The following is a 21,731-nucleotide window of genomic DNA, read 5'->3' on the forward strand; positions in this document are numbered from 1 at the left end:
TGGTTTTTGCGGGTGTTTTATGCGATTTGCATACCGAATGGTTGATTTTTGCACAACTTTGATGGGTTCAGAAAGTAGTTTCCCTTCTGAATAAAGGTCTTCGTGGGTATACTTCTGCTAATAATTTTCTCTGAGAGCATGCATTGTGAATTTACTGACAGTGAGTACTGATCTCATCAGTATTTTTTTATTCACGACACTGTTTCTGTTTTTTGCCCGCAAGGTGGCAAAAAAAGTCGGTTTAGTGGATAAACCTAATTTCCGCAAACGTCACCAGGGATTGATACCGCTCGTTGGGGGTATTTCGGTTTACGCAGGGATTTGCTTCACGTTCGGAATTGTCGATTACTATATTCCACATGCAGCTCTCTACCTGGCTTGTGCCGGCGTCCTTGTGTTCATCGGCGCGCTGGATGACCGTTTTGATATCAGCGTAAAAATCCGTGCCACCATACAGGCAGCTGTTGGCATTGTTATGATGGTGTTCGGGAAGCTTTATCTTAGTAGCCTTGGATATATCTTTGGCTCCTGGGAGATGGTGCTCGGACCGTTTGGTTACTTCCTGACGCTGTTTGCTGTCTGGGCGGCGATTAATGCCTTCAACATGGTCGATGGTATTGATGGCTTGCTGGGCGGGTTGTCCTGCGTCTCGTTTGCGGCAATCGGTATGATTTTGTGGTTCGACGGGCAAACCAGCCTCGCGATCTGGTGCTTTGCGATGATCGCCGCCATCCTGCCTTATATCATGCTCAACCTCGGTATTCTGGGGCGTCGCTACAAAGTCTTTATGGGCGATGCGGGCAGTACGCTGATTGGTTTTACCGTTATCTGGATCCTGTTGGAAACTACCCAGGGAGCCACACATCCAATCAGCCCGGTTACCGCTTTATGGATCATTGCTATCCCGCTGATGGACATGGTGGCGATTATGTATCGTCGTTTGCGGAAAGGCATGAGTCCATTCTCACCTGACCGACAGCATATTCATCATTTGATTATGCGCGCCGGATTTACTTCTCGTCAGGCGTTTGTGTTGATTACCCTTGCTGCAGCGCTACTCGCTTCTATTGGCGTACTGGCAGAATATTCTCATTTTGTCCCGGAATGGGTCATGCTGGTGCTCTTTTTGCTAGCATTCTTCCTCTATGGCTATTGCATTAAGCGTGCCTGGAAGGTTGCTCGCTTCATTAAACGCGTGAAACGTCGACTGCGCAGAAACCGTGATGGCAGCCCTAATTTAACCAAATAAAACGAGGATGTAATGACGCAACCAATGCCTGGGAAACCAGCCGAAGACGCTGAAAATGAACTGGATATTCGTGGGTTGTTTCGTACCTTGTGGGCTGGGAAGCTGTGGATTATTGGCATGGGGCTGGCGTTTGCCTTAATCGCGTTGGCGTATACTTTTTTTGCGCGTCAGGAGTGGAGCGCGACGGCGATTACCGATCGTCCAACCGTGAATATGCTGGGCGGGTACTACTCGCAGCAGCAGTTTCTGCGTAACCTGGATGTTCGTTCAAATATGGCTCCTGCCGACCAACCATCGGTCATGGATGAAGCCTATAAAGAGTTTATTATGCAACTGGCATCGTGGGATACCCGCCGCGATTTCTGGTTGCAGACAGATTATTACAAACAGCGGATGGTCGGAAATAGTAAGGCGGATGCGGCTCTGCTGGATGAAATGATCAACAACATCCTGTTTATTCCTGGTGATTTCGCCCGCGCGGTCAATGACAGCGTTAAGCTGGTTGCCGAAACCGCCCCCGATGCGAATAATCTGCTTCGGCAATATGTTGCTTTTGCCAGCCAGCGTGCTGCCAGCCATTTGAATGATGAGCTGAAAGGCGCATGGGCGGCGCGCACTATTCAGATGAAAGCTCAGGTGAAGCGTCAGGAAGAGGTGGCTAAGTCCATCTACGACCGCCGGATGAACAGTATTGAACAGGCACTAAAAATCGCCGAGCAACACAATATTTCTCGCAGTGCGACAGACGTACCGGCCGAGGAATTACCTGATTCAGAAATGTTCCTGTTGGGGCGCCCGATGCTTCAGGCGCGACTGGAAAATTTACAGGCTGTCGGCCCGGCCTTTGATCTCGACTATGATCAGAATCGGGCCATGTTAAACACCCTTAATGTTGGTCCAACCCTGGATCCGCGTTTTCAGACCTATCGCTATTTGCGTACACCGGAAGAACCGGTAAAACGCGATAGCCCACGTCGTGCCTTCCTGATGATTATGTGGGGCATTGTCGGGGGGCTGATCGGGGCTGGTGTCGCATTAACCCGCCGTTGCTCGAAATAGCAACACTGCTGTGGTGAGCGCAAAGGCGCTCGCCGCTTATTCGAAGAGAATCGATGTGAAAGTACTGACTGTATTTGGTACGCGCCCGGAAGCCATCAAGATGGCGCCGTTGGTGCATGCGTTGGCAAAAGACCCTTTTTTTGAGGCTAAAGTTTGCGTCACTGCGCAGCATCGGGAGATGCTCGATCAGGTGCTGAAACTCTTTTCCATTGTACCTGACTACGATCTCAACATAATGCAGCCAGGACAGGGCCTGACAGAGATAACCTGTCGGATTCTGGAAGGACTAAAACCTATTCTTGCCGAGTTCAAACCAGACGTCGTGCTGGTTCACGGTGATACTACCACCACACTGGCAACCAGCCTGGCCGCGTTTTATCAGCGTATTCCTGTTGGTCATGTTGAGGCCGGACTGCGCACGGGCGATCTCTATTCGCCGTGGCCGGAAGAGGCTAACCGTACATTGACCGGGCATCTGGCGATGTACCATTTTTCACCAACTGAAACTTCCCGGCAAAATTTGCTGCGTGAAAACGTCGCTGACAGCCGAATCTTTATTACCGGTAATACAGTCATTGATGCGCTGCTGTGGGTGCGCGACCAGGTAATGAGCAGCGATACGCTGCGTTCAGAACTGGCGGCAAATTACCCGTTTATCGACCCCGATAAAAAGATGATTCTGGTGACCGGTCACAGGCGTGAGAGCTTTGGTCGTGGCTTTGAAGAAATCTGCCATGCGCTGGCTGAAATCGCTACTACTCATCAGGACATCCAGATTGTTTATCCGGTACATCTTAACCCTAATGTCAGAGAGCCGGTAAATCGCATTCTGGGGCATGTGAAAAATGTCATTCTGATTGATCCCCAGGAGTATTTACCGTTTGTCTGGTTGATGAACCACGCCTGGTTGATTTTGACTGACTCTGGCGGCATTCAGGAAGAAGCTCCTTCTCTGGGTAAACCTGTGCTGGTGATGCGCGATACCACCGAACGCCCAGAGGCGGTGACCGCTGGTACGGTACGTCTGGTGGGGACGGATAAACAACGGATCGTCGAGGAAGTGACGCGTCTTTTAGAAGACGAAGATGAATATCAAACTATGAGCCGAGCCCATAACCCGTATGGGGATGGTCAGGCATGCTCTCGCATTTTGGAAGCGTTAAAAAATAATCGGATATCACTATGAGTTTTGCGACCATTTCTGTTATCGGACTAGGTTATATCGGGCTGCCAACGGCGGCTGCGTTTGCCTCTCGGCAAAAACAGGTGATTGGTGTCGATATCAACCAACAAGCGGTTGATACCATCAATCGTGGCGAAATTCATATCGTCGAACCTGATTTGGCGAGCGTGGTAAAAACTGCCGTAGAAGGTGGTTTTTTACGAGCGAGCACGACGCCGGTTGAGGCTGATGCCTGGCTGATTGCAGTCCCAACGCCATTTAAAGGCGATCATGAGCCGGATATGGCCTACGTTGAATCGGCTGCCCGCTCCATTGCGCCAGTGCTGAAAAAAGGCGCATTGGTGATCCTTGAGTCCACCTCGCCGGTGGGCTCAACCGAGAAGATGGCAGAATGGTTAGCAGAGATGCGTCCGGATCTGACTTTCCCGCAGCAGGTGGGCGAGCAGGCGGACGTCAACATTGCTTATTGCCCGGAACGTGTGTTGCCGGGGCAGGTGATGGTCGAACTGATTAAAAACGATCGCGTCATTGGCGGCATGACGCCAGTTTGCTCGGCGCGCGCCAGCGAACTGTACAAAATTTTCCTCGAAGGCGAGTGTGTCGTCACCAACTCGCGGACGGCGGAAATGTGTAAGCTCACAGAAAACAGCTTCCGCGACGTGAATATCGCTTTTGCTAACGAACTGTCGCTGATTTGCGCCGATCAGGGAATTAACGTCTGGGAACTGATTCGTCTGGCGAATCGCCATCCGCGCGTCAATATTCTCCAGCCTGGTCCGGGGGTGGGCGGTCACTGCATTGCCGTCGACCCGTGGTTTATCGTGGCGCAGAATCCCCAGCAGGCGCAGCTTATCCGCACCGCGCGCGAAGTGAACGATCATAAGCCTTTCTGGGTTATCGATCAGGTGAAAGCGGCGGTCGCTGATTGTCTGGCTGCTACTGATAAACGCGCTAGCGAACTAAAAATTGCCTGCTTTGGTCTGGCGTTTAAACCGAATATTGATGACCTGCGCGAAAGCCCGGCGATGGAAATCGCTGAACTGATCGCCCAGTGGCACAGCGGCGAAACGCTGGTTGTTGAGCCTAACATTCACCAGTTGCCGAAAAAACTGACCGGGCTTTGCACGCTGGCGCAGCTTGACGAGGCGCTGGCGACGGCAGATGTGCTGGTGATGCTGGTAGATCACAGCCAGTTTAAAGCCATTAGCGGAGATGATGTTCAGCAGCAGTATGTGGTGGATACCAAAGGAGTCTGGCGCTGATACTGATTACAGTAATCGACTGTGTTGAGGGAGATAGAGAATGCCCGTCCGCGCCAGTATTGAACCACTAACCTGGGAAAACGCCTTCTTTGGCGTTAACAGCGCCATCGTGCGCATTAGTCCTGACGCGCCTCTCCTGACGCCAGACGTTTTGGCGCCGTGGTCCCGGGTACAGGCCAAAATTGCCGCATCCAATACCGATGAACTGGATGTCCTGCAACAGCTGGGATTCTCGCTGGTCGAAGGGGAAGTGGATTTTGCTCTCCCCGTGATCAACGTTAGTGAAAGCCGTGCAGAAGTGGCTCAAGAATCAGATATTCCAGTACTACGCCAGTTAGCCCGCGAAGCATTCGCACAAAGCCGTTTTCGTATGCCGTGGTATGCGCCCGACGCCAGTGGTCGCTTTTACGCGCAGTGGATTGAAAATGCCGTGCGCGGCACCTTTGATCATCAATGCCTGGTTTTACGCGCGGCGTCCGGCGAGATTCGCGGCTATGTTTCTCTACGAGAGTTGAATGCCACTGATGCGCGCATTGGTTTATTGGCAGGACGCGGTGCAGGTGCTGAACTGATGCAAACGGCGCTAAACTGGGCGTATGCTCGCGGTAAAACAACATTGCGGGTGGCGACCCAGATGGGCAACACCGCCGCGCTTAAACGATACATACAAAGTGGTGCGAATGTAGAAAGCACCGCGTACTGGTTATACAGGTGATCACATGATTCCATTTAACGCACCGCCGGTGGTGGGCACCGAACTCGACTATATGCAGTCGGCAATGGGTAGCGGCAAACTGTGCGGCGATGGCGGTTTTACCCGTCGCTGCCAGCAGTGGCTGGAGCAACGTTTTGGTAGCGCCAAAGTGCTGCTCACGCCGTCCTGCACCGCTTCTCTGGAGATGGCGGCGCTGTTGCTGGATATCCAGCCTGGCGATGAAGTGATCATGCCGAGCTACACCTTTGTCTCCACCGCCAATGCCTTTGTGCTGCGTGGCGCGAAAATCGTCTTTGTGGATGTTCGCCCGGACACCATGAATATCGACGAAACGCTGATTGAAGCGGCGATCACCGACAAAACGCGCGTTATCGTGCCGGTCCATTACGCGGGTGTGGCCTGCGAAATGGACACCATTATGGCGTTGGCGAAAAAGCATAATCTGTTTGTGGTGGAAGATGCCGCTCAGGGCGTGATGTCCACTTACAAAGGGCGTGCGCTGGGAACCATTGGTCATATTGGCTGCTTTAGCTTCCATGAAACCAAAAACTACACGGCGGGCGGTGAAGGCGGCGCGACGCTGATTAACGATAAAGCGTTGATCGAACGAGCCGAGATCATCCGTGAAAAAGGCACAAACCGCAGCCAGTTCTTCCGTGGTCAGGTCGATAAATATACCTGGCGCGATATTGGCTCCAGCTATTTGATGTCCGATCTGCAAGCTGCGTACTTGTGGGCGCAACTGGAAGCAGCGGATCGTATTAACCAGCAACGTCTGGCGCTGTGGCAAAACTACTACGATGCGTTAGCACCTCTGGCGAAAGCCGGGCGTATCGAGCTGCCGTCGATTCCCGATGGCTGCGGGCAGAACGCGCATATGTTCTACATTAAACTGCGGGATATTGATGACCGGAGCGCGTTGATTAACTTTCTGAAAGAAGCGGAAATTATGGCGGTGTTCCATTACATTCCGCTGCACGGTTGCCCTGCGGGGGAACGCTTTGGTGAGTTCCACGGCGAAGATCGCTACACCACCAAAGAGAGCGAGCGCCTGCTGCGCCTGCCGCTGTTCTACAACCTGTCGCCCGTCAATCAGCGTACGGTAATTGCGACCTTGTTGAACTACTTCTCCTGATATGTCGCTGGCAAAAGCGTCCCTGTGGACGGCGGCCAGTACGCTGGTCAAGATTGGTGCTGGGTTGCTGGTCGGTAAGTTGCTGGCGGTGTCATTTGGTCCTGCGGGGCTTGGGCTGGCAGCAAATTTCCGCCAGTTGATTACCGTGCTCGGCGTGCTTGCCGGTGCGGGCATCTTTAATGGCGTAACCAAATACGTTGCCCAGTACCATGATAATCCGCAGCAGCTGCGCCGCGTGGTCGGCACTTCATCTGCAATGGTGCTTGGCTTTTCCACGCTGATGGCGCTGGTCTTTGTGCTGGCAGCTGCGCCAATCAGCCAGGGATTGTTTGGTAATAACGACTATCAGGGGCTGGTGCGTTTAGTGGCGCTGGTGCAAATGGGGATCGCCTGGGGCAACCTGTTACTGGCGCTGATGAAAGGCTTTCGCGATGCCGCAGGTAATGCGTTATCGCTGATTGTCGGTAGCTTGATTGGCGTTCTCGCGTACTACGTCAGTTACCGTTTGGGCGGTTATGAAGGGGCGTTGCTTGGTCTGGCGCTGATTCCCGCGCTAGTGGTGATTCCTGCCGCTGTCATGTTAATTAAGCGTGGTGCTATCCCGTTAAGCTATCTGAAACCCAGTTGGGATAATGGTCTGGCAGGGCAGTTGAGCAAATTTACGCTCATGGCGTTGATTACGTCGGTGACCTTGCCTGTTGCTTACATCATGATGCGTAAACTGCTGGCGGCGCAGTATAGCTGGGATGAAGTGGGGATCTGGCAAGGGGTGAGTAGTATTTCCGATGCCTACCTGCAATTTATTACCGCATCGTTCAGCGTATATTTACTGCCCACGTTGTCGCGGCTAACGGAAAAGCGCGAGATCACCCGGGAAGTGGTTAAATCGCTGAAGTTCGTCTTACCGGCAGTGGCGGCGGCGAGTTTTACCGTCTGGTTGCTGCGTGATTTTGCCATCTGGCTACTGTTGTCGAATAAATTTACCGCCATGCGCGATCTCTTTGCCTGGCAGTTGGTCGGCGATGTGTTGAAAGTGGGTGCTTATGTCTTTGGTTATCTGGTGATCGCCAAAGCGTCGTTGCGTTTTTATATTCTGGCGGAAGTCAGCCAGTTCACTTTATTGATGGTATTTGCCCACTGGTTGATCCCCGCGCATGGAGCCCTGGGCGCGGCGCAGGCCTACATGGCAACTTATATCGTCTATTTCTCTCTTTGTTGTGGCGTGTTTTTACTCTGGCGTAGGCGGGCATGACTGTACTGATTCACGTACTGGGATCGGATATCCCTCACCATAACCAAACCGTTCTGCGGTTTTTCAATGACGCGCTGGCCGCGACGAGCGAGCACGCGCGCGAGTTTATGGTTGCGGGTAAAGATGAAGGCTTAAGTGAAAGTTGCCCGGCGCTTTCTGTGCAATTTTTCCCTGGGAAAAAATCGCTGGCAGAAGCCGTTATTGCTAAAGCGAAAGCTAACCGCCAGCAACGGTTTTTCTTCCACGGTCAATTCAATCCCAAGTTGTGGCTGGCGTTGCTTAACGGCGGAATCAAGCCCAGCCAGTTTTACTGGCATATCTGGGGGGCAGATCTCTATGAGGTTTCCAGTGGATTGAAATATAAACTCTTTTATCCTCTGCGCCGACTGGCACAAAAGCGAGTGGGATGTGTGTTTGCCACTCGAGGAGACTTGAGCTTTTTTGCCAAAACGCATCCTAAGGTGCGGGGCGAACTGATTTATTTTCCAACCCGTATGGATCCTTCTCTCAATACGATGGCGAACGATCGCCAACGTGAAGGGAAAATGACCATTCTGGTAGGGAACTCCGGCGACCGCAGCAATGAGCATATCGCCGCCTTGCGTGCTGTTCATCACCAATTTGGCGATACGGTAAAAGTAGTGGTGCCGATGGGATATCCGCCCAATAACGATGCATATATCAATGAAGTTCGCCAGGCGGGGCTGGAGTTATTCAGCGAAGAAAATCTGCAAGTTCTAAGCGAAAAACTGGAATTTGATGCCTATCTGGCGCTACTTCGCCAGTGCGATCTTGGTTACTTTATTTTTGCCCGCCAGCAGGGCATTGGTACGCTGTGCTTGCTGATCCAGGCGGGCATTCCCTGTGTGCTTAACCGGGAAAATCCGTTCTGGCAGGATATGACAGAGCAACATTTGCCGGTGCTGTTTACCACTGACGATCTTAACGAGGATATTGTGCGTGAAGCGCAGCGCCAGTTGGCGTCGGTGGATAAAAACAACATTGCCTTCTTTAGCCCGAACTATCTGCAAGGCTGGCAGCGGGCGTTGGCGATTGCCTCCGGGGAGGTCGCATGAGCCTGCTGCAATTCAGCGGCCTTTTTGTTGTCTGGCTGCTCTGCACGCTGTTTATCGCCACGCTGACATGGTTTGAGTTTCGCCGCGTGCGCTTTAACTTCAATGTCTTCTTTTCATTGCTGTTTTTGCTAACCTTTTTCTTCGGCTTCCCGCTGACCAGCTTGCTGGTGTTTCGCTTTGATGTTGCCGTGGTGCCGCCAGAGATCTTGTTGCAGGCGTTACTTTCTGCGGGGGGATTTTACGCAGTTTACTACGTCACTTACAAAACACGCTTACGCAAACGCGTTGCCGATGCACCGCGCCGTCCAGTGTTTACCATGAACCGCGTGGAAACCAATCTCACGTGGGTGATTCTGATGGGCATCGCGCTGGTGAGCGTTGGCATATTTTTCATGCATAACGGCTTTTTGCTGTTCCGGCTTAACTCCTACAGCCAGATCTTCTCCAGCGAAGTCTCTGGCGTGGCGTTAAAGCGTTTCTTTTACTTTTTCATCCCGGCAATGTTAGTGGTCTACTTTCTGCGCCAGGACAGCAAAGCGTGGCTATTTTTCCTCGTCAGCACGGTCGCCTTTGGCTTGCTGACTTATATGATTGTCGGCGGCACTCGCGCCAATATCATCATCGCATTCGCTATTTTCCTGTTTATCGGCATTATTCGCGGCTGGATTTCACTGTGGATGCTGGCGGCGGCGGGCGTGCTGGGAATTGTTGGCATGTTCTGGCTGGCGCTAAAACGCTACGGAATGAACGTGAGCGGCGATGAGGCGTTCTATACGTTTCTCTATCTCACCCGCGATACCTTCTCGCCGTGGGAGAATCTGGCGCTGCTGTTGCAGAACTACGACAACATCGACTTCCAGGGGCTGGCACCGATTGTTCGCGATTTCTATGTTTTTATCCCTTCCTGGCTGTGGCCGGGTCGCCCGAGTATGGTGCTGAACTCCGCCAACTACTTTACCTGGGAAGTGCTGAATAACCACTCCGGACTGGCGATCTCGCCTACGCTTATAGGCTCATTGGTTGTTATGGGCGGCGCGTTATTCATTCCGCTCGGGGCGATTGTGGTTGGTCTGATCATCAAATGGTTCGACTGGCTGTATGAGCTGGGCAACCGCGAAACTAATCGCTATAAGGCTGCGATTCTCCACAGTTTCTGCTTCGGGGCGATTTTCAATATGATTGTGCTGGCGCGCGAAGGGTTGGATTCGTTTGTCTCGCGTGTCGTCTTTTTTATCGTGGTCTTCGGCGCAAGCCTGATGATTGCAAAACTGCTGTACTGGCTTTTTGATAGCGCCGGACTCATTCATAAACGAATAAAATCATCGCTCCGGACGCAGATTGAAGGATAACAATGAATAACAACACCACGGCACCGACCTATACGCTGCGTGGCTTACAGTTGATTGGTTGGCGTGATATGCAGCATGCCCTCGATTATCTGTTCGCTGATGGGCAGCTTAAGCAGGGAACGCTGGTTGCCATTAATGCCGAAAAAATGCTGACCATTGAAGATAACGCCGAGGTCAGGGAGTTAATTAACGCTGCCGAATTTAAATATGCCGATGGCATTAGTGTTGTGCGGTCAGTGCGTAAAAAGTACCCACAGGCACAGGTTTCCCGCGTTGCAGGTGCCGATCTCTGGGAAGAAGTAATGGCGCGCGCTGGCAAGGAAGGGACGCCGGTGTTTCTTGTGGGCGGTAAACCTGAAGTGCTGGCGCAGACCGAAGCTAAACTGCGCGACCAGTGGAATGTGAATATCGTTGGTAGCCAGGACGGTTATTTCAAGCCTGAGCAGCGTCAGGCGCTGTTTGAGCGTATTCACGCCAGTGGTGCGCAAATCGTCACTGTCGCAATGGGATCTCCAAAGCAAGAGATCTTCATGCGTGACTGCCGCCTGGTGCACCCTAATGCGCTGTATATGGGCGTTGGTGGAACGTACGATGTCTTTACCGGTCATGTAAAACGCGCGCCGAAAATCTGGCAAAAACTGGGACTGGAGTGGCTTTATAGACTGCTTTCGCAGCCGAGTCGCATTAAGCGCCAGCTTCGTTTGCTGCGTTATTTACGCTGGCATTACACCGGCGATCTCTGATTTTCCTCTCTCTGTATAGCGACGGAGTGGTCACTTCGTCGCCTGCCTGTCTTTTTATTACACAAAGCATTCAAATTTTTAATGCTTTATTTGCCATTTCTTCTGAATTACGAAAACATTCGCAACACTCGATGTACCCATAACGATAACCGGTAACACCGGAAAGCATGCAAACACAACACGAGGATTTATGGCAGATAACAAACCAGAGCTACAGCGTGGGCTGGAAGCTCGACATATCGAACTCATCGCCCTGGGGGGCACCATTGGCGTCGGCCTGTTTATGGGGGCCGCTAGTACCCTGAAATGGGCCGGGCCATCCGTATTGTTGGCCTATATCATCGCCGGGCTGTTCGTCTTTTTCATCATGCGCTCAATGGGCGAAATGTTGTTCCTCGAGCCGGTGACCGGTTCGTTCGCTGTCTACGCGCATCGTTACATGAGCCCGTTCTTTGGCTATCTCACCGCCTGGTCTTACTGGTTTATGTGGATGGCGGTGGGGATTTCGGAAATTACCGCCATCGGTGTTTATGTCCAGTTCTGGTTCCCGGAGATGGCGCAGTGGATACCCGCATTGATCGCGGTGGCGCTGGTGGCGTTGGCAAATCTGGCGGCGGTGCGGTTGTACGGCGAAATCGAGTTCTGGTTTGCGATGATCAAAGTCACCACGATTATCGTGATGATTGTCATTGGCCTGGGCGTGATTTTCTTTGGCTTTGGCAATGGCGGGCAGTCGATTGGTTTTAGCAATCTCACAGAGCATGGCGGTTTCTTTGCTGGTGGCTGGAAAGGGTTCCTGACGGCATTGTGTATTGTGGTGGCGTCATACCAGGGCGTGGAACTGATCGGCATCACCGCCGGTGAAGCAAAAAATCCACAAGTCACACTGCGCAGTGCGGTAGGTAAAGTGCTGTGGCGAATCCTGATTTTCTACGTTGGCGCGATTTTCGTTATCGTCACCATCTTCCCATGGAATGAAATTGGCAGCAACGGCAGCCCGTTCGTACTGACTTTCGCTAAAATCGGCATTACCGCGGCGGCGGGAATTATCAACTTTGTGGTGCTGACGGCCGCGCTTTCTGGCTGTAACAGCGGCATGTACAGTTGCGGACGTATGCTCTATGCGCTGGCGAAAAACCGTCAGTTACCGGCGGCGATGGCGAAAGTTTCCCGTCACGGCGTGCCGGTTGCGGGTGTGGCAGTATCTATTGCTATTCTGCTAATTGGCTCATGCCTGAACTACATCATTCCCAATCCGCAGCGTGTGTTTGTCTACGTCTACAGTGCCAGCGTGCTTCCGGGGATGGTGCCATGGTTTGTGATATTGATAAGCCAGTTGCGTTTTCGTCGTGCGCATAAAGCGGCGATTGCTAGCCATCCGTTCCGCTCAATCCTGTTCCCGTGGGCCAATTACGTAACAATGGCATTCCTGATTTGCGTTTTGATCGGCATGTACTTTAATGAAGATACGCGTATGTCGCTGTTTGTCGGCATCATCTTCATGCTGGCGGTGACGGCGATTTATAAAGTTTTTGGCCTTAACCGCCACGGTAAAGCGCATAAACTGGAGAAATAATCAGCAAAGCGCACAAACCGTAACCAAACGCGCATTTTATTTAAAAAGGGACTAGACAGAGTGGTGGGAAGTCCGTATTATCCACCCCCGCAACGGCGCTAAGCGCCCGTAGCTCAGCTGGATAGAGCGCTGCCCTCCGGAGGCAGAGGTCTCAGGTTCGAATCCTGTCGGGCGCGCCATTTAGTCCCGGCGCTTGAGCTGCGGTGGTAGTAATACCGCGTAACAAGATTTGTAGTGGTGGCTATAGCTCAGTTGGTAGAGCCCTGGATTGTGATTCCAGTTGTCGTGGGTTCGAATCCCATTAGCCACCCCATTATTAGAAGTTGTGACAATGCGAAGGTGGCGGAATTGGTAGACGCGCTAGCTTCAGGTGTTAGTGTCCTTACGGACGTGGGGGTTCAAGTCCCCCCCCTCGCACCACGACTTTAAAGAATTGAACTAAAAATTCAAAAAGCAGTATTTCGGCGAGTAGCGCAGCTTGGTAGCGCAACTGGTTTGGGACCAGTGGGTCGGAGGTTCGAATCCTCTCTCGCCGACCAATTTTGAACCCCGCTTCGGCGGGGTTTTTTGTTTTCTGTGCATTCCATCACTCTCCCTTCGCAATAAACGCCCGTAGTAACTCATTGCCACACGGTATGATTTCGCCATTAACTCATTGAAGGACGACTTCAGGCAAGGAGCGACTATGCTGCAACAGGTTCCAACGCGTGCTTTTCACGTGATGGCGAAACCGAGCGGTTCCGATTGTAATCTGAACTGTGACTACTGTTTTTATCTCGAAAAACAATCCCTTTACCGTGAAAATCCAGTCACGCATATGGACGATGACACGCTGGAAGCGTATGTCCGCCACTATATCGCCGCCAGCGAACCACAAAACGAAGTCGCTTTTACCTGGCAGGGCGGTGAGCCAACGCTGTTGGGGCTGGAGTTTTACCGCCGTGCCGTAAAGTTACAGGCGAAATACGGTGCTGGCAGGCAGGTAAGTAACAGCTTCCAGACTAACGGAGTACTGCTGGATGACGAATGGTGTGCATTTCTGGCAGAAAATCATTTTCTTGTTGGGTTATCGCTGGATGGCCCGCCTGAGATCCACAATCAATATCGCGTGACTAAAGGCGGCAGACCCACGCATAAGCTGGTGATGCGTGCCTTGAAGCTGCTGCAAAAGCATCATGTCGACTATAACGTGCTGGTCTGCGTCAACCGCACCAGCGCGCAGCAACCGTTGCAGGTTTATGATTTTTTGTGCGATGCGGGAGTCGAATTCATCCAGTTTATTCCGGTGGTCGAGCGCCTGGCTGATGAAACGGCTACTCATGCTGGACTTAAGTTACATGCGCCTGGCGATATTCAGGGCGAACTGACGGAATGGTCGGTGCGTCCCGATGAATTTGGTGAATTTCTGGTGGCGATTTTTGACCACTGGATCAAACGCGATGTCGGCAAGATTTTCGTGATGAATATCGAATGGGCATTTGCCAATTTTGTCGGTGCGCCGGGTGCGGTTTGCCATCATCAGCCAACCTGTGGGCGCTCGGTGATTGTTGAGCACAACGGCGACGTTTATGCCTGCGATCACTTTGTTTATCCGCAATATCGACTGGGAAACATGCATCAGCAGACCATCGCAGAAATGGTAGATTCTCCGCAGCAGCAGGCTTTTGGTGAAGATAAATTTAAGCACTTACCGGCGCAGTGTCGCAGTTGCAACGTGTTAAAAGCGTGCTGGGGAGGCTGCCCGAAACACCGCTTTATGCTCGATGCCAGCAGCAAACCAGGGCTGAATTATTTGTGTGCCGGGTATCAGCGTTATTTCCGCCATCTACCACCGTATCTTAAAGCAATGTCTGATTTGCTGGCACACGGTCGCCCGGCCAGTGACATTATGCAGGCGCATTTGATGGTGGTGAATAAGTAAAAAAGCGGCCGTTTTGCGGCCGCCTGCGGTTGATTGCCGGATGCGGCGTAAACGCCTTATCCGGCCTGGATGATCGTGCAAATTCAATAAATTGCAGTGTTCTGTCGGCTGGATAAGATGCGTCAACATCGCATCCGGCAAAGGCAGATCACAGCGATAGCGCCGGCTTAGTCAGATTTAATCTGCGCGCGTGGAGGATATTTCTTCAGGATCTCCATATACGCGTGCATTTCAGTTTGCAGTGGCACTCCCATCGGAATATGACGCACGCCGATAGAGTCGCTCTCCTGCGGATCGGTATACAGGTTAAACACCGACGATCCGGCTGTTTGCATTACCGTGCCGGTGAACCCACCCTGATACCCGCTCTGGGTATAAGCGTATGGCTGCTGAATCAGCACATGGTATTTGAACTCATCCATACGTACAGCAGAGAGTTTGCCGTTGAGGAAGTAGTGCTCGGCCTTACGGTTAGACTGACCGTTTGTTCCCAGGAAGAAAGATGTCTGGTCCACACCATCGATAAAGGTGGTTTTCGGCACTAAATTCGCGACTTTCGCGCCAGGATGCCCCGCCAGATCCAGTGCTGTTGGGAAGAGATCTGCCAGATCAACAATGCCGTCAGATTTACGCGGTTGGATCATGCCTTTCCAGTACACGAAAGTTGGAACGCGAACGCCGCCTTCCCAGGTAGACCCTTTCGCACCACGGAACGGTGTGCGACCGTGCGGAGGCACTTCGGCTTCCGGACCGTTATCGGAGGTGAAGACAATAAGCGTGTTATCCAGCTGACCGTTTTTCTCCAACGTTTTGTAGAGATTAGCGAACACATCGTTCATCTCTACCATGCAGTCACCATAAGAGGTACGGGCCGGAGAACTTCCCGCATATTTGGCGTTCGGGTAGTTATCGAAGTGACAGCCGCGCGTACCGTAATATAAGAAGAAAGGTTTATCGCTCTTCGCCATCTTGTCGAGGAACTTAACGCCATATTCCATCCAGCGTTGATCCAGGTCTTCCATATATTTCGGCGTAATGTCAGCAATGGCCTCCTGTTCGCCGCCGCGTACAGCATGAACATCATCTTTGCTAAATGGTAATTGCTTGATGTATTCAGAACGGTCCGGACTCAGGGCGACTTCCGGGTTGACGTGAACATCGCGCCATTCGGTATACATATCGGACACTGAGTTGAAGCCACGGAAATCATCAAAGCCGACGTTCTGCGGCTGCGACTCTTTGTTTTCCCCCATATGCCATTTCCCGATAGCCTGAGTGACGTAACCTTGGTCGTGCAGCAATTGCGGCAGAGTGGTTAACCCTTGCAGCCCGCCCGGTTGCCCGTACATCGGCGGCATCAGAATGCCGTGGTGGATGGAGTACTGCCCGGTGAGAATAGTGGCGCGGGTAGGGGAAGAACTCGGTTGAGAATAGGCAGAGGTTAAAATCAATCCCTGGCTGGCAACGGCGTCAATATCTGGCGTTGGGTTACCTACCGCTACGCCACCGCCATTAAAGCCGACATCCATCCAACCCACGTCATCCAGTAAGAAAACAACCACGTTCGGTTTCTTACCGGTCTTTTTCTCTAATTCCGCCAGCTTCTGCTGGGTTTCTTTATCCTGTGCCGGATGCTGCATCACAGGCATCATATTATCGGCAATGGTGGTTGCAGGTTTAACCAGGTACTGATTGGGGTGATCATACCCGGCATAGCCTTCGCGAGCGGTAGCGGTTGAGGGGGTATCTGCAGCACTGGCGAGCAAAGGAATAGCGGCGGCGACAGCGACCACCAGTAGTTTGGGTGAAAACGAAATTTCCATGCAAAATGCTCCGGTTTCATGTCATTAAATGGATGACGTAATTAAGCATTGGTAATTGAGATCCCTCTCCCTGATAAAATGGGTATATAAATAATTATGATGGAAATATATTATTTATTTGCCATGAGAATAAATCGAAAGATCAGGAGAGCGTTTTCAATCCTACCCCTGGTATGGGGGATATGTAAGGCAGGTTTATTGTATAGTGTTGATTATTGATGCTGTTTTTGATTAGGAGTGTAATTAATATATATATTATTTATTGAATATTTTTAACAATTCGCAGTATTTATAATTAAAGAGAGTAAAGTTCTGGATAATATTTGCACAGGTAATTATTGCGAACGAAAGAAACCTGGATTGCAGAATTGTCTCATAACAAGTATTAAAGGATGTTATTTCCCGGACCTGTATGGCATAATAATTGGGTAGATGCTCATTCCATCTCTTATGTTCGCCTTGGTGCCTCATAAACTTAGGAATGACGCAGAGCCGTTTACGGTGCTTATCGTCCACTGACAGATGTCGCTTATGCCTCATCAGACACCATGGACACAACGTTGAGTGAAGCACCCACTTGTTGTCATACAGACCTGTTTTAACGCCTGCTCCGTAATAAGAGCAGGCGTTTTTTTATGGCTGAATAAACAACAGGCTACGTCGCTCTTGCGTCATTGGTTGTGCATTTAACCCCCTTACAAGAGAGCCTACCGTGACGATGGGAAGAAACTGATTATTCTCTATTCCTGTTAAATCGCGTCCGCAGCGAGTGGCGATATCTTCGACCAGCTCTTCTAACTCAACGGCATCGTTTACCAAATCCAGATCTTCGTCCAGTTTATCGTCGGCTTTAAGTGGCAGTGGGTAACCGATATAGCCGTTTTCTTGCAAGGTATTCCACACAGCCCGAATGATCCATGTATCCACGGTACGGGGGGCAAACTGGCGTGCGAACTGACAAATGGAAAGTCCCTGACGTTTATCGGCCATGATTCGCCGCTTCTCGAGGAGCTTGATTTTTTCCTGCTTCGCGGCGGCTATCAGATACACAATAAAAAGTGTTAACCAGAAGATGAAGGTGTTGCCCGTACGCACGAAGGAAATAATCAACCAGCTTAGGCTAGCCAGAGCAGCGCATATCAAAAAGATCACAAAGAGCGTTGCCCGAAAAGGAGTAATTTCATGCGATGGCAAGCGGAAAAGATAGCGGGACGGCGTGCGCATTTTTGACATCCTTGTAAAAAAATATCGCCTCTGAACGAGGCGATATAGCTTACTGTGGCGGGTTGTTCTGCAACGTCAACATCAAGCCGTCGCGGCGCATCGATGCGGCTTCTTCCGGCTTGTGCAGTCTGTCCAGCGCGTCGGCAAGCCATGCGTAATCGTAGGCGTCCGGGCGTTGTTTCAGCGCAGCGCGGAAGGCGAGGGATGCTTCCTGCCATTCGCCGTGCTTCATTAGTGACTGACCCAATGTGCTCCACAACAGCGGGCGATCACCCACGTTTTTGATCTGTTGGCGCAGCACTTTTTCCAGCTGTTCCGGGTCATTGGTTTTCAGACGCGGGATCGGCACCAGCAGGCGATCGTCATACTGGCGTTTCAGGCCGTCGATGATAATTTGCTGGGCAGTATCATGATCGTCACACTCAATAAGATGTTCCGCCATTGCTACCTGCAACGCAACCTGATGACGCGTTTTCCGGCTTTGGTTTTTCCACCAGTTACGTAAACCTTCGCTGCCGTCATCGGCCCTCGCCTGATTCATCAGGCCAATCCATGCCTGTTGTTCCAGCATTGCGCGATGTTCTTCATCACCAACGTGGGCTTTCGCCATCGATGGGATGATGTCCAGCAGTGAACTCCATGCGCCGGTACGGATATACGCTTGTTCCGCCAGACGCAGCACTTCCGGATGGCGTGGCGTAACTTCCAGCAGCTTATCTACGCCGTGGCGTGCAGCATGGTTTTCATTACGTGCCAGTTGTAGACGTACGCGGGTGATTTCCACAGGGATGGTGTCGTTACCTGCCAATTCTGCGGCGCGTTCCAGATGCTGATTCGCGCGCGCTTCATCACCACGTTGCTGTGCGGCTTCGGCGGCCAGAAGATAGTTCACCACCGGTTGTTCAGCGTGATCGGCATTTTTTGACATCAGCTTTTCAACTTGCTGATAATCGCCTTCCGCCAGTTTTAGCAGTGCTTGTTCTGTCTGCTTACGTGCACGGCGACGCTTACGTCCGACAAACCACCCCCGGGTGTGCGCACCGGTGCGGAAGATCCGCCGCAGTAGCCACTCAATGGCAAACAGTACGACCATCGCCAGAATTAAAATGATCGCCAGGCCAGTAACGCTGGTTTCGATATTGTAGGTATCGGTCTGGATTAGCACGTAACCCTGATGACCGGCGATCATCGGGCCAACTACGATCCCCGCAATCAGCAACACAAAGAGCAATAACACTTTTAGCATGGTTATTCTCCTTGCGGCGCGGCTGCCGGAGTATCAGCTTGCGGTGCAGGTGCAGGTGCAGGTGCAGGTGCAGGTGCAGGTGCAGGTTTGGCTTCCGTTGCCCCCGCTGCCGGTTGTGCCAGCAGGTTACGCACGCGAGTCTGCATCAGTTTTTCCAGCATCGCCTGGCTTTGCAGTGTTTCCGGGAGATCCATCGAGATATTTTGCTGACTTAACTGGTCCACCTCGTCGAGGAATGCTTTGGTCGTTGCATCTTCAGTATCGTAATAAGCACGAACCCAGGTGGAGACATTCTCCAGTGCCTGGCGGTAAGTCTCTTCCTGATGACGCGGCACAGCTTGTGCGGCGACCAGCAGACGGGAACGAATATTTTCGCGCAGATAGATATCCTGATTCGGCGCTAACAGCGGTACGGCAGTATCATCACGACGGCGAATCGTAATGAAGTTGTCCATAAAACTCTGCCAGCTTTTTTGCAGATTGACGCGCCATTCGCTGATGGAGCTGGAAAGCTCTTCACCGTCGGAATCCATCGGTGAACCGTCGCTGTCATTATCGGCCAGACGCAGGTTATCTACCTGATTAGAAAGCTGGTTTAGCTTAAGGATGATGCCGTCATAATCTACCTGCGATACCGCAGAAAGGCTTGCGATATCATCGGTAATTGCCCGACGAACGGTAATCAGACTCGGGTCATTCATATCCGCCAGGCTGGCGTCTGCACTTTTCAGCAACGCTGCAGCGGTCGTGACGTCCTGATCGCTCCAGAGTTTACGACCGGCGAGTTTTACCAGAAAGTCCGCCTGTGCCAGAAGCCAGGTTTTGGCATCGCTACCAGAGATGGTGGCGACCTTTTGTTGGACTTCATCCAGCTGTTTTGCCAGCGTTTTTTGCTGACGATTCGCCTGTTCAAGCTGTGCAGCTTGTTGCTTGATAATGCCTTCCAGCTCGGCTTTTTGGCTCTCCTGGGCTTTTTGCAGCGCCGTGAGTTGGCTTGCCAGGGCATCGCTGGTGGCAGTCTGACTGACGGCCTGTTGTTTACCCCAGCCATACAAACCGACGCCTGCTGCCAGAGCAATGGCGATAGCCACCGCACTGAGAATCAGAGCGGTACTGTTCTTACTCTTCTTTTCTGCAACGACAGGTTGTGGCGTGGTGTCCACGGCCTCCCTGGTATCTTCAACCACGGCGGAGGTTTTTTCTTGTTCCGTCATTATGGCTTCCTGTTATGAGAGTTATTGTAATGCCCGTAATAGCGCATCGTTGTCAGCGTTATCGGTGACCTTAATGTCATTCCAGCCCAGTTCCCGGGCGAGTTTCGCCAAACGCTCACTGACGACCAAAAGCCGACAGCGTAGTAACCAGTGCTCACGATACCATTGTGGGATCAATGACCAGAGTTGATGCAACATTTCACCGCTGGTAACAACGACGGTCGTCACCTCGCGAGATTGCCAACGCATCGCCTCTTCTGCACCGTCATAATGAATGGCGCACCGTTGATAACATTCACAAAAAGCGACTTCAGCACCGCGTGCTGTCAGAGTTTCTCCAATCAGCTCACGACCGCCGTTGCCACGTAATATCAGCGCACGTTTGCCAGCAATATTTTGTAATTCAGGTAATTGTAGCAAGACTTCACTAATTTCCCGATCCTGCGGATAACGAACCTGGTTTCCACTCACGGTATGCAGCGCCAGCGCAGTGGTGCGGCCGATGGCGAAATAACCAGCAAGTAATGGCCACTTAAGAGCTTGCTGATGCAGTTGCGATTGGGCATAAGCAACGGCGTGTTGCGAAAGGGCAAACAACAGATCGCCTTCACCAAGTGCCGATAGCTGGTCGGCAAGTTGTGGTAATTGCCGACCTGGGGAAAACTCTATCAGTGGAAAATGCCAGGCCACCTGCCCCAGTGTGCGCAGACGGCTCACTAACTCTTCTCCAGCTGGAGATGGGCGGGTGACCAGGATACTCATGCTGGAGCGTCTCCGTTGTAGACTTCAGCGAGAATCTCCCGTGCGCCGTTATTCAGTAGCTCTTCCGCCAGTGAAATCCCCATTTGCTCGGCATCCTGCGGCGCACCGCGGCGTTCACCACGAATAATCTGCGAACCGTCCGGCGCACCAACCAGAGCACGCAACCAGATTTTGCCGTCGACAAGTTCGGCATAGCTGCCAATCGGCACCTGACAACCCCCTTCCAGACGGGTATTCATCGCACGTTCAGCGGTGACGCGTAGCGCGGTTTCATGGTGATTAAGCGCGGCAAGAAGCTCGCGGGTACGTGTATCATCAAGGCGGCATTCAATACCTACTGCACCTTGTCCGACTGCCGGAAGAGAAATCTCAGGGGGCAGCGCAGCGCGAATGCGGGACTCCAGCCCTAAACGTTTTAATCCGGCCACGGCAAGAATAATGGCATCGTATTCGCCGTTATCCAGCTTGCTAAGGCGTGTCCCAACGTTACCACGCAGAGAGCGGATAATCAGGTCCGGGCGGCGTTCAGCCAGTTGGCACTGGCGGCGTAAACTGGACGTCCCGACGATACTGCCAGCCGGTAACGCATCCAGACTGTCATAATTATTGGACACAAAGGCATCACGCGGATCTTCGCGTTCGCAAATGGTGACCAGCCCCAGACCTTGCGGGAATTCAACCGGCACATCTTTCATCGAATGTACGGCGATATCGGCGCGGTTTTCCAGGAGTGCGACTTCCAGCTCTTTAACAAATAAGCCTTTTCCGCCTACTTTTGCCAGCGGCGTATCAAGAATTACATCGCCGCGCGTCACCATCGGTACTAGTTCAACGACTAATCCCGGATGGCTCGCCATCAACTTGTCTTTGACATAGTGTGCCTGCCAGAGTGCAAGTGGGCTTTGGCGTGTGGCAATTCTTAAAACATTGTCTAACATGCTT

18 protein-coding genes and 4 tRNA genes are annotated in these 21,731 nt (G+C 52.0%); 16 read left to right on the forward strand and 6 right to left on the reverse strand.

What is annotated here, in order from left to right:
- Window positions 1-145 precede the first annotated feature (145 nt).
- The 16 genes from wecA to D9742_RS19775 all read left to right on the forward strand — a co-directional run bounded on the left by wecA (window position 146) and on the right by D9742_RS19775 (window position 14,520).
- Window positions 146-1,249 carry a UDP-N-acetylglucosamine--undecaprenyl-phosphate N-acetylglucosaminephosphotransferase gene (wecA, locus tag D9742_RS19700; RefSeq protein ID WP_064530527.1) on the forward strand — a complete coding sequence of 368 codons (1,104 nt, stop codon included), beginning with the start codon at window positions 146-148 and terminating at the stop codon, window positions 1,247-1,249.
- Between the two features lie 12 nt (window positions 1,250-1,261).
- Window positions 1,262-2,308, forward strand: coding sequence for an ECA polysaccharide chain length modulation protein (gene wzzE, locus D9742_RS19705; protein WP_130237966.1), 1,047 nt, complete (start codon window positions 1,262-1,264; stop codon window positions 2,306-2,308).
- Between the two features lie 55 nt (window positions 2,309-2,363).
- A complete protein-coding gene (wecB, locus tag D9742_RS19710; RefSeq protein WP_064530529.1) occupies window positions 2,364-3,494 on the forward strand; it encodes a UDP-N-acetylglucosamine 2-epimerase (non-hydrolyzing) in 1,131 nt (376 codons plus the stop codon).
- A complete protein-coding gene (wecC, locus tag D9742_RS19715; RefSeq protein ID WP_130237967.1) occupies window positions 3,491-4,753 on the forward strand; it encodes a UDP-N-acetyl-D-mannosamine dehydrogenase in 1,263 nt (420 codons plus the stop codon). The genes wecB and wecC overlap by 4 nt, the downstream gene beginning before the upstream one ends.
- A 40-nt stretch (window positions 4,754-4,793) precedes the next feature.
- Window positions 4,794-5,468: a dTDP-4-amino-4,6-dideoxy-D-galactose acyltransferase gene (rffC, locus tag D9742_RS19720; RefSeq protein ID WP_130237968.1), complete on the forward strand. Its 675-nt coding sequence runs from the start codon at window positions 4,794-4,796 to the stop codon at window positions 5,466-5,468.
- Between the two features lie 4 nt (window positions 5,469-5,472).
- Window positions 5,473-6,603, forward strand: a complete 1,131-nt coding sequence (rffA, locus tag D9742_RS19725) for a dTDP-4-amino-4,6-dideoxygalactose transaminase (RefSeq protein WP_130237969.1) — start codon at window positions 5,473-5,475, stop codon at window positions 6,601-6,603.
- A 1-nt stretch (window position 6,604) separates the two neighbouring features.
- The gene (gene wzxE / locus D9742_RS19730; protein WP_130237970.1) at window positions 6,605-7,855 is read left to right on the forward strand and encodes a lipid III flippase WzxE; all 1,251 of its coding nucleotides are present in this window, start codon (window positions 6,605-6,607) and stop codon (window positions 7,853-7,855) included.
- A complete protein-coding gene (rffT, locus tag D9742_RS19735) occupies window positions 7,852-8,931 on the forward strand; it encodes a TDP-N-acetylfucosamine:lipid II N-acetylfucosaminyltransferase (RefSeq protein WP_130237971.1) in 1,080 nt (359 codons plus the stop codon). The genes wzxE and rffT overlap by 4 nt, the downstream gene beginning before the upstream one ends.
- Window positions 8,928-10,280, forward strand: a complete 1,353-nt coding sequence (gene wzyE / locus D9742_RS19740; RefSeq protein WP_130237972.1) for an ECA oligosaccharide polymerase — start codon at window positions 8,928-8,930, stop codon at window positions 10,278-10,280. Before rffT ends, wzyE begins: the two co-directional genes overlap by 4 nt.
- A 2-nt stretch (window positions 10,281-10,282) precedes the next feature.
- Window positions 10,283-11,023, forward strand: coding sequence for a lipopolysaccharide N-acetylmannosaminouronosyltransferase (wecG, locus tag D9742_RS19745; protein WP_130237973.1), 741 nt, complete (start codon window positions 10,283-10,285; stop codon window positions 11,021-11,023).
- A gap of 190 nt (window positions 11,024-11,213) precedes the next feature.
- Complete coding sequence (locus tag D9742_RS19750; protein WP_076604711.1) at window positions 11,214-12,599, forward strand: amino acid permease; 1,386 nt, start codon at window positions 11,214-11,216, stop codon at window positions 12,597-12,599.
- A 102-nt stretch (window positions 12,600-12,701) separates the two neighbouring features.
- Window positions 12,702-12,778 (forward strand) — tRNA-Arg (locus D9742_RS19755).
- A gap of 58 nt (window positions 12,779-12,836) precedes the next feature.
- Window positions 12,837-12,912 (forward strand) — tRNA-His (locus tag D9742_RS19760).
- 20 nt (window positions 12,913-12,932) lie between these two features.
- Window positions 12,933-13,019 (forward strand) — tRNA-Leu (locus tag D9742_RS19765).
- Between the two features lie 42 nt (window positions 13,020-13,061).
- Window positions 13,062-13,138 (forward strand) — tRNA-Pro (locus D9742_RS19770).
- A 146-nt stretch (window positions 13,139-13,284) separates the two neighbouring features.
- Window positions 13,285-14,520 (forward strand): anaerobic sulfatase maturase, encoded by a 1,236-nt coding sequence (locus D9742_RS19775; RefSeq protein WP_130237974.1) that lies wholly within the window; start codon window positions 13,285-13,287, stop codon window positions 14,518-14,520.
- Window positions 14,521-14,687: 167 nt separating this feature from the next.
- Here the strand turns inward: D9742_RS19775 and aslA are convergent, their stop codons facing one another.
- From aslA to hemC, 6 genes are all read right to left on the reverse strand, one after another.
- On the reverse strand, window positions 14,688-16,343 hold the full coding sequence (gene aslA, locus D9742_RS19780) for an arylsulfatase AslA (protein WP_130237975.1): 1,656 nt from the start codon (window positions 16,341-16,343) through the stop codon (window positions 14,688-14,690).
- Window positions 16,344-16,976: 633 nt separating this feature from the next.
- Window positions 16,977-17,567 carry a hypothetical protein gene (locus tag D9742_RS19785; protein ID WP_130237976.1) on the reverse strand — a complete coding sequence of 197 codons (591 nt, stop codon included), beginning with the start codon at window positions 17,565-17,567 and terminating at the stop codon, window positions 16,977-16,979.
- A 49-nt stretch (window positions 17,568-17,616) separates the two neighbouring features.
- Window positions 17,617-18,813: a protoheme IX biogenesis protein HemY gene (gene hemY, locus D9742_RS19790; protein ID WP_130237977.1), complete on the reverse strand. Its 1,197-nt coding sequence runs from the start codon at window positions 18,811-18,813 to the stop codon at window positions 17,617-17,619.
- Window positions 18,814-18,815: 2 nt separating this feature from the next.
- The gene (gene hemX, locus D9742_RS19795; RefSeq protein ID WP_130237978.1) at window positions 18,816-20,027 is read right to left on the reverse strand and encodes a uroporphyrinogen-III C-methyltransferase; all 1,212 of its coding nucleotides are present in this window, start codon (window positions 20,025-20,027) and stop codon (window positions 18,816-18,818) included.
- A 21-nt stretch (window positions 20,028-20,048) separates the two neighbouring features.
- On the reverse strand, window positions 20,049-20,789 hold the full coding sequence (gene hemD, locus D9742_RS19800; RefSeq protein WP_130237979.1) for a uroporphyrinogen-III synthase: 741 nt from the start codon (window positions 20,787-20,789) through the stop codon (window positions 20,049-20,051).
- Window positions 20,786-21,727, reverse strand: coding sequence for a hydroxymethylbilane synthase (gene hemC / locus D9742_RS19805; protein WP_130237980.1), 942 nt, complete (start codon window positions 21,725-21,727; stop codon window positions 20,786-20,788). The genes hemD and hemC overlap by 4 nt, the downstream gene beginning before the upstream one ends.
- Window positions 21,728-21,731: the final 4 nt, after the last annotated feature.

Source organism: Escherichia sp. E1V33, from assembly GCF_004211955.1.
Taxonomy (GTDB): domain Bacteria; phylum Pseudomonadota; class Gammaproteobacteria; order Enterobacterales; family Enterobacteriaceae; genus Escherichia.

Excerpts from the sequence above, each read along its gene's own strand:
- wecC (WP_130237967.1), top strand. The coding sequence starts at position 3,491 with ATGAGTTTTGCGACCATTTCTGTTATCGGACTAGGTTATATCGGGCTG.
- hemX (WP_130237978.1), bottom strand. The coding sequence starts at position 20,027 with ATGACGGAACAAGAAAAAACCTCCGCCGTGGTTGAAGATACCAGGGAG.
- D9742_RS19775 (WP_130237974.1), top strand. The coding sequence starts at position 13,285 with ATGCTGCAACAGGTTCCAACGCGTGCTTTTCACGTGATGGCGAAACCG.
- rffT (WP_130237971.1), top strand. The coding sequence starts at position 7,852 with ATGACTGTACTGATTCACGTACTGGGATCGGATATCCCTCACCATAAC.
- rffA (WP_130237969.1), top strand. The coding sequence starts at position 5,473 with ATGATTCCATTTAACGCACCGCCGGTGGTGGGCACCGAACTCGACTAT.
- wzzE (WP_130237966.1), top strand. The coding sequence starts at position 1,262 with ATGACGCAACCAATGCCTGGGAAACCAGCCGAAGACGCTGAAAATGAA.
- wzyE (WP_130237972.1), top strand. The coding sequence starts at position 8,928 with ATGAGCCTGCTGCAATTCAGCGGCCTTTTTGTTGTCTGGCTGCTCTGC.
- aslA (WP_130237975.1), bottom strand. The coding sequence starts at position 16,343 with ATGGAAATTTCGTTTTCACCCAAACTACTGGTGGTCGCTGTCGCCGCC.
- wzxE (WP_130237970.1), top strand. The coding sequence starts at position 6,605 with ATGTCGCTGGCAAAAGCGTCCCTGTGGACGGCGGCCAGTACGCTGGTC.
- hemY (WP_130237977.1), bottom strand. The coding sequence starts at position 18,813 with ATGCTAAAAGTGTTATTGCTCTTTGTGTTGCTGATTGCGGGGATCGTA.
- rffC (WP_130237968.1), top strand. The coding sequence starts at position 4,794 with ATGCCCGTCCGCGCCAGTATTGAACCACTAACCTGGGAAAACGCCTTC.
- hemC (WP_130237980.1), bottom strand. The coding sequence starts at position 21,727 with ATGTTAGACAATGTTTTAAGAATTGCCACACGCCAAAGCCCACTTGCA.
- wecG (WP_130237973.1), top strand. The coding sequence starts at position 10,283 with ATGAATAACAACACCACGGCACCGACCTATACGCTGCGTGGCTTACAG.
- D9742_RS19750 (WP_076604711.1), top strand. The coding sequence starts at position 11,214 with ATGGCAGATAACAAACCAGAGCTACAGCGTGGGCTGGAAGCTCGACAT.
- D9742_RS19785 (WP_130237976.1), bottom strand. The coding sequence starts at position 17,567 with ATGCGCACGCCGTCCCGCTATCTTTTCCGCTTGCCATCGCATGAAATT.
- hemD (WP_130237979.1), bottom strand. The coding sequence starts at position 20,789 with ATGAGTATCCTGGTCACCCGCCCATCTCCAGCTGGAGAAGAGTTAGTG.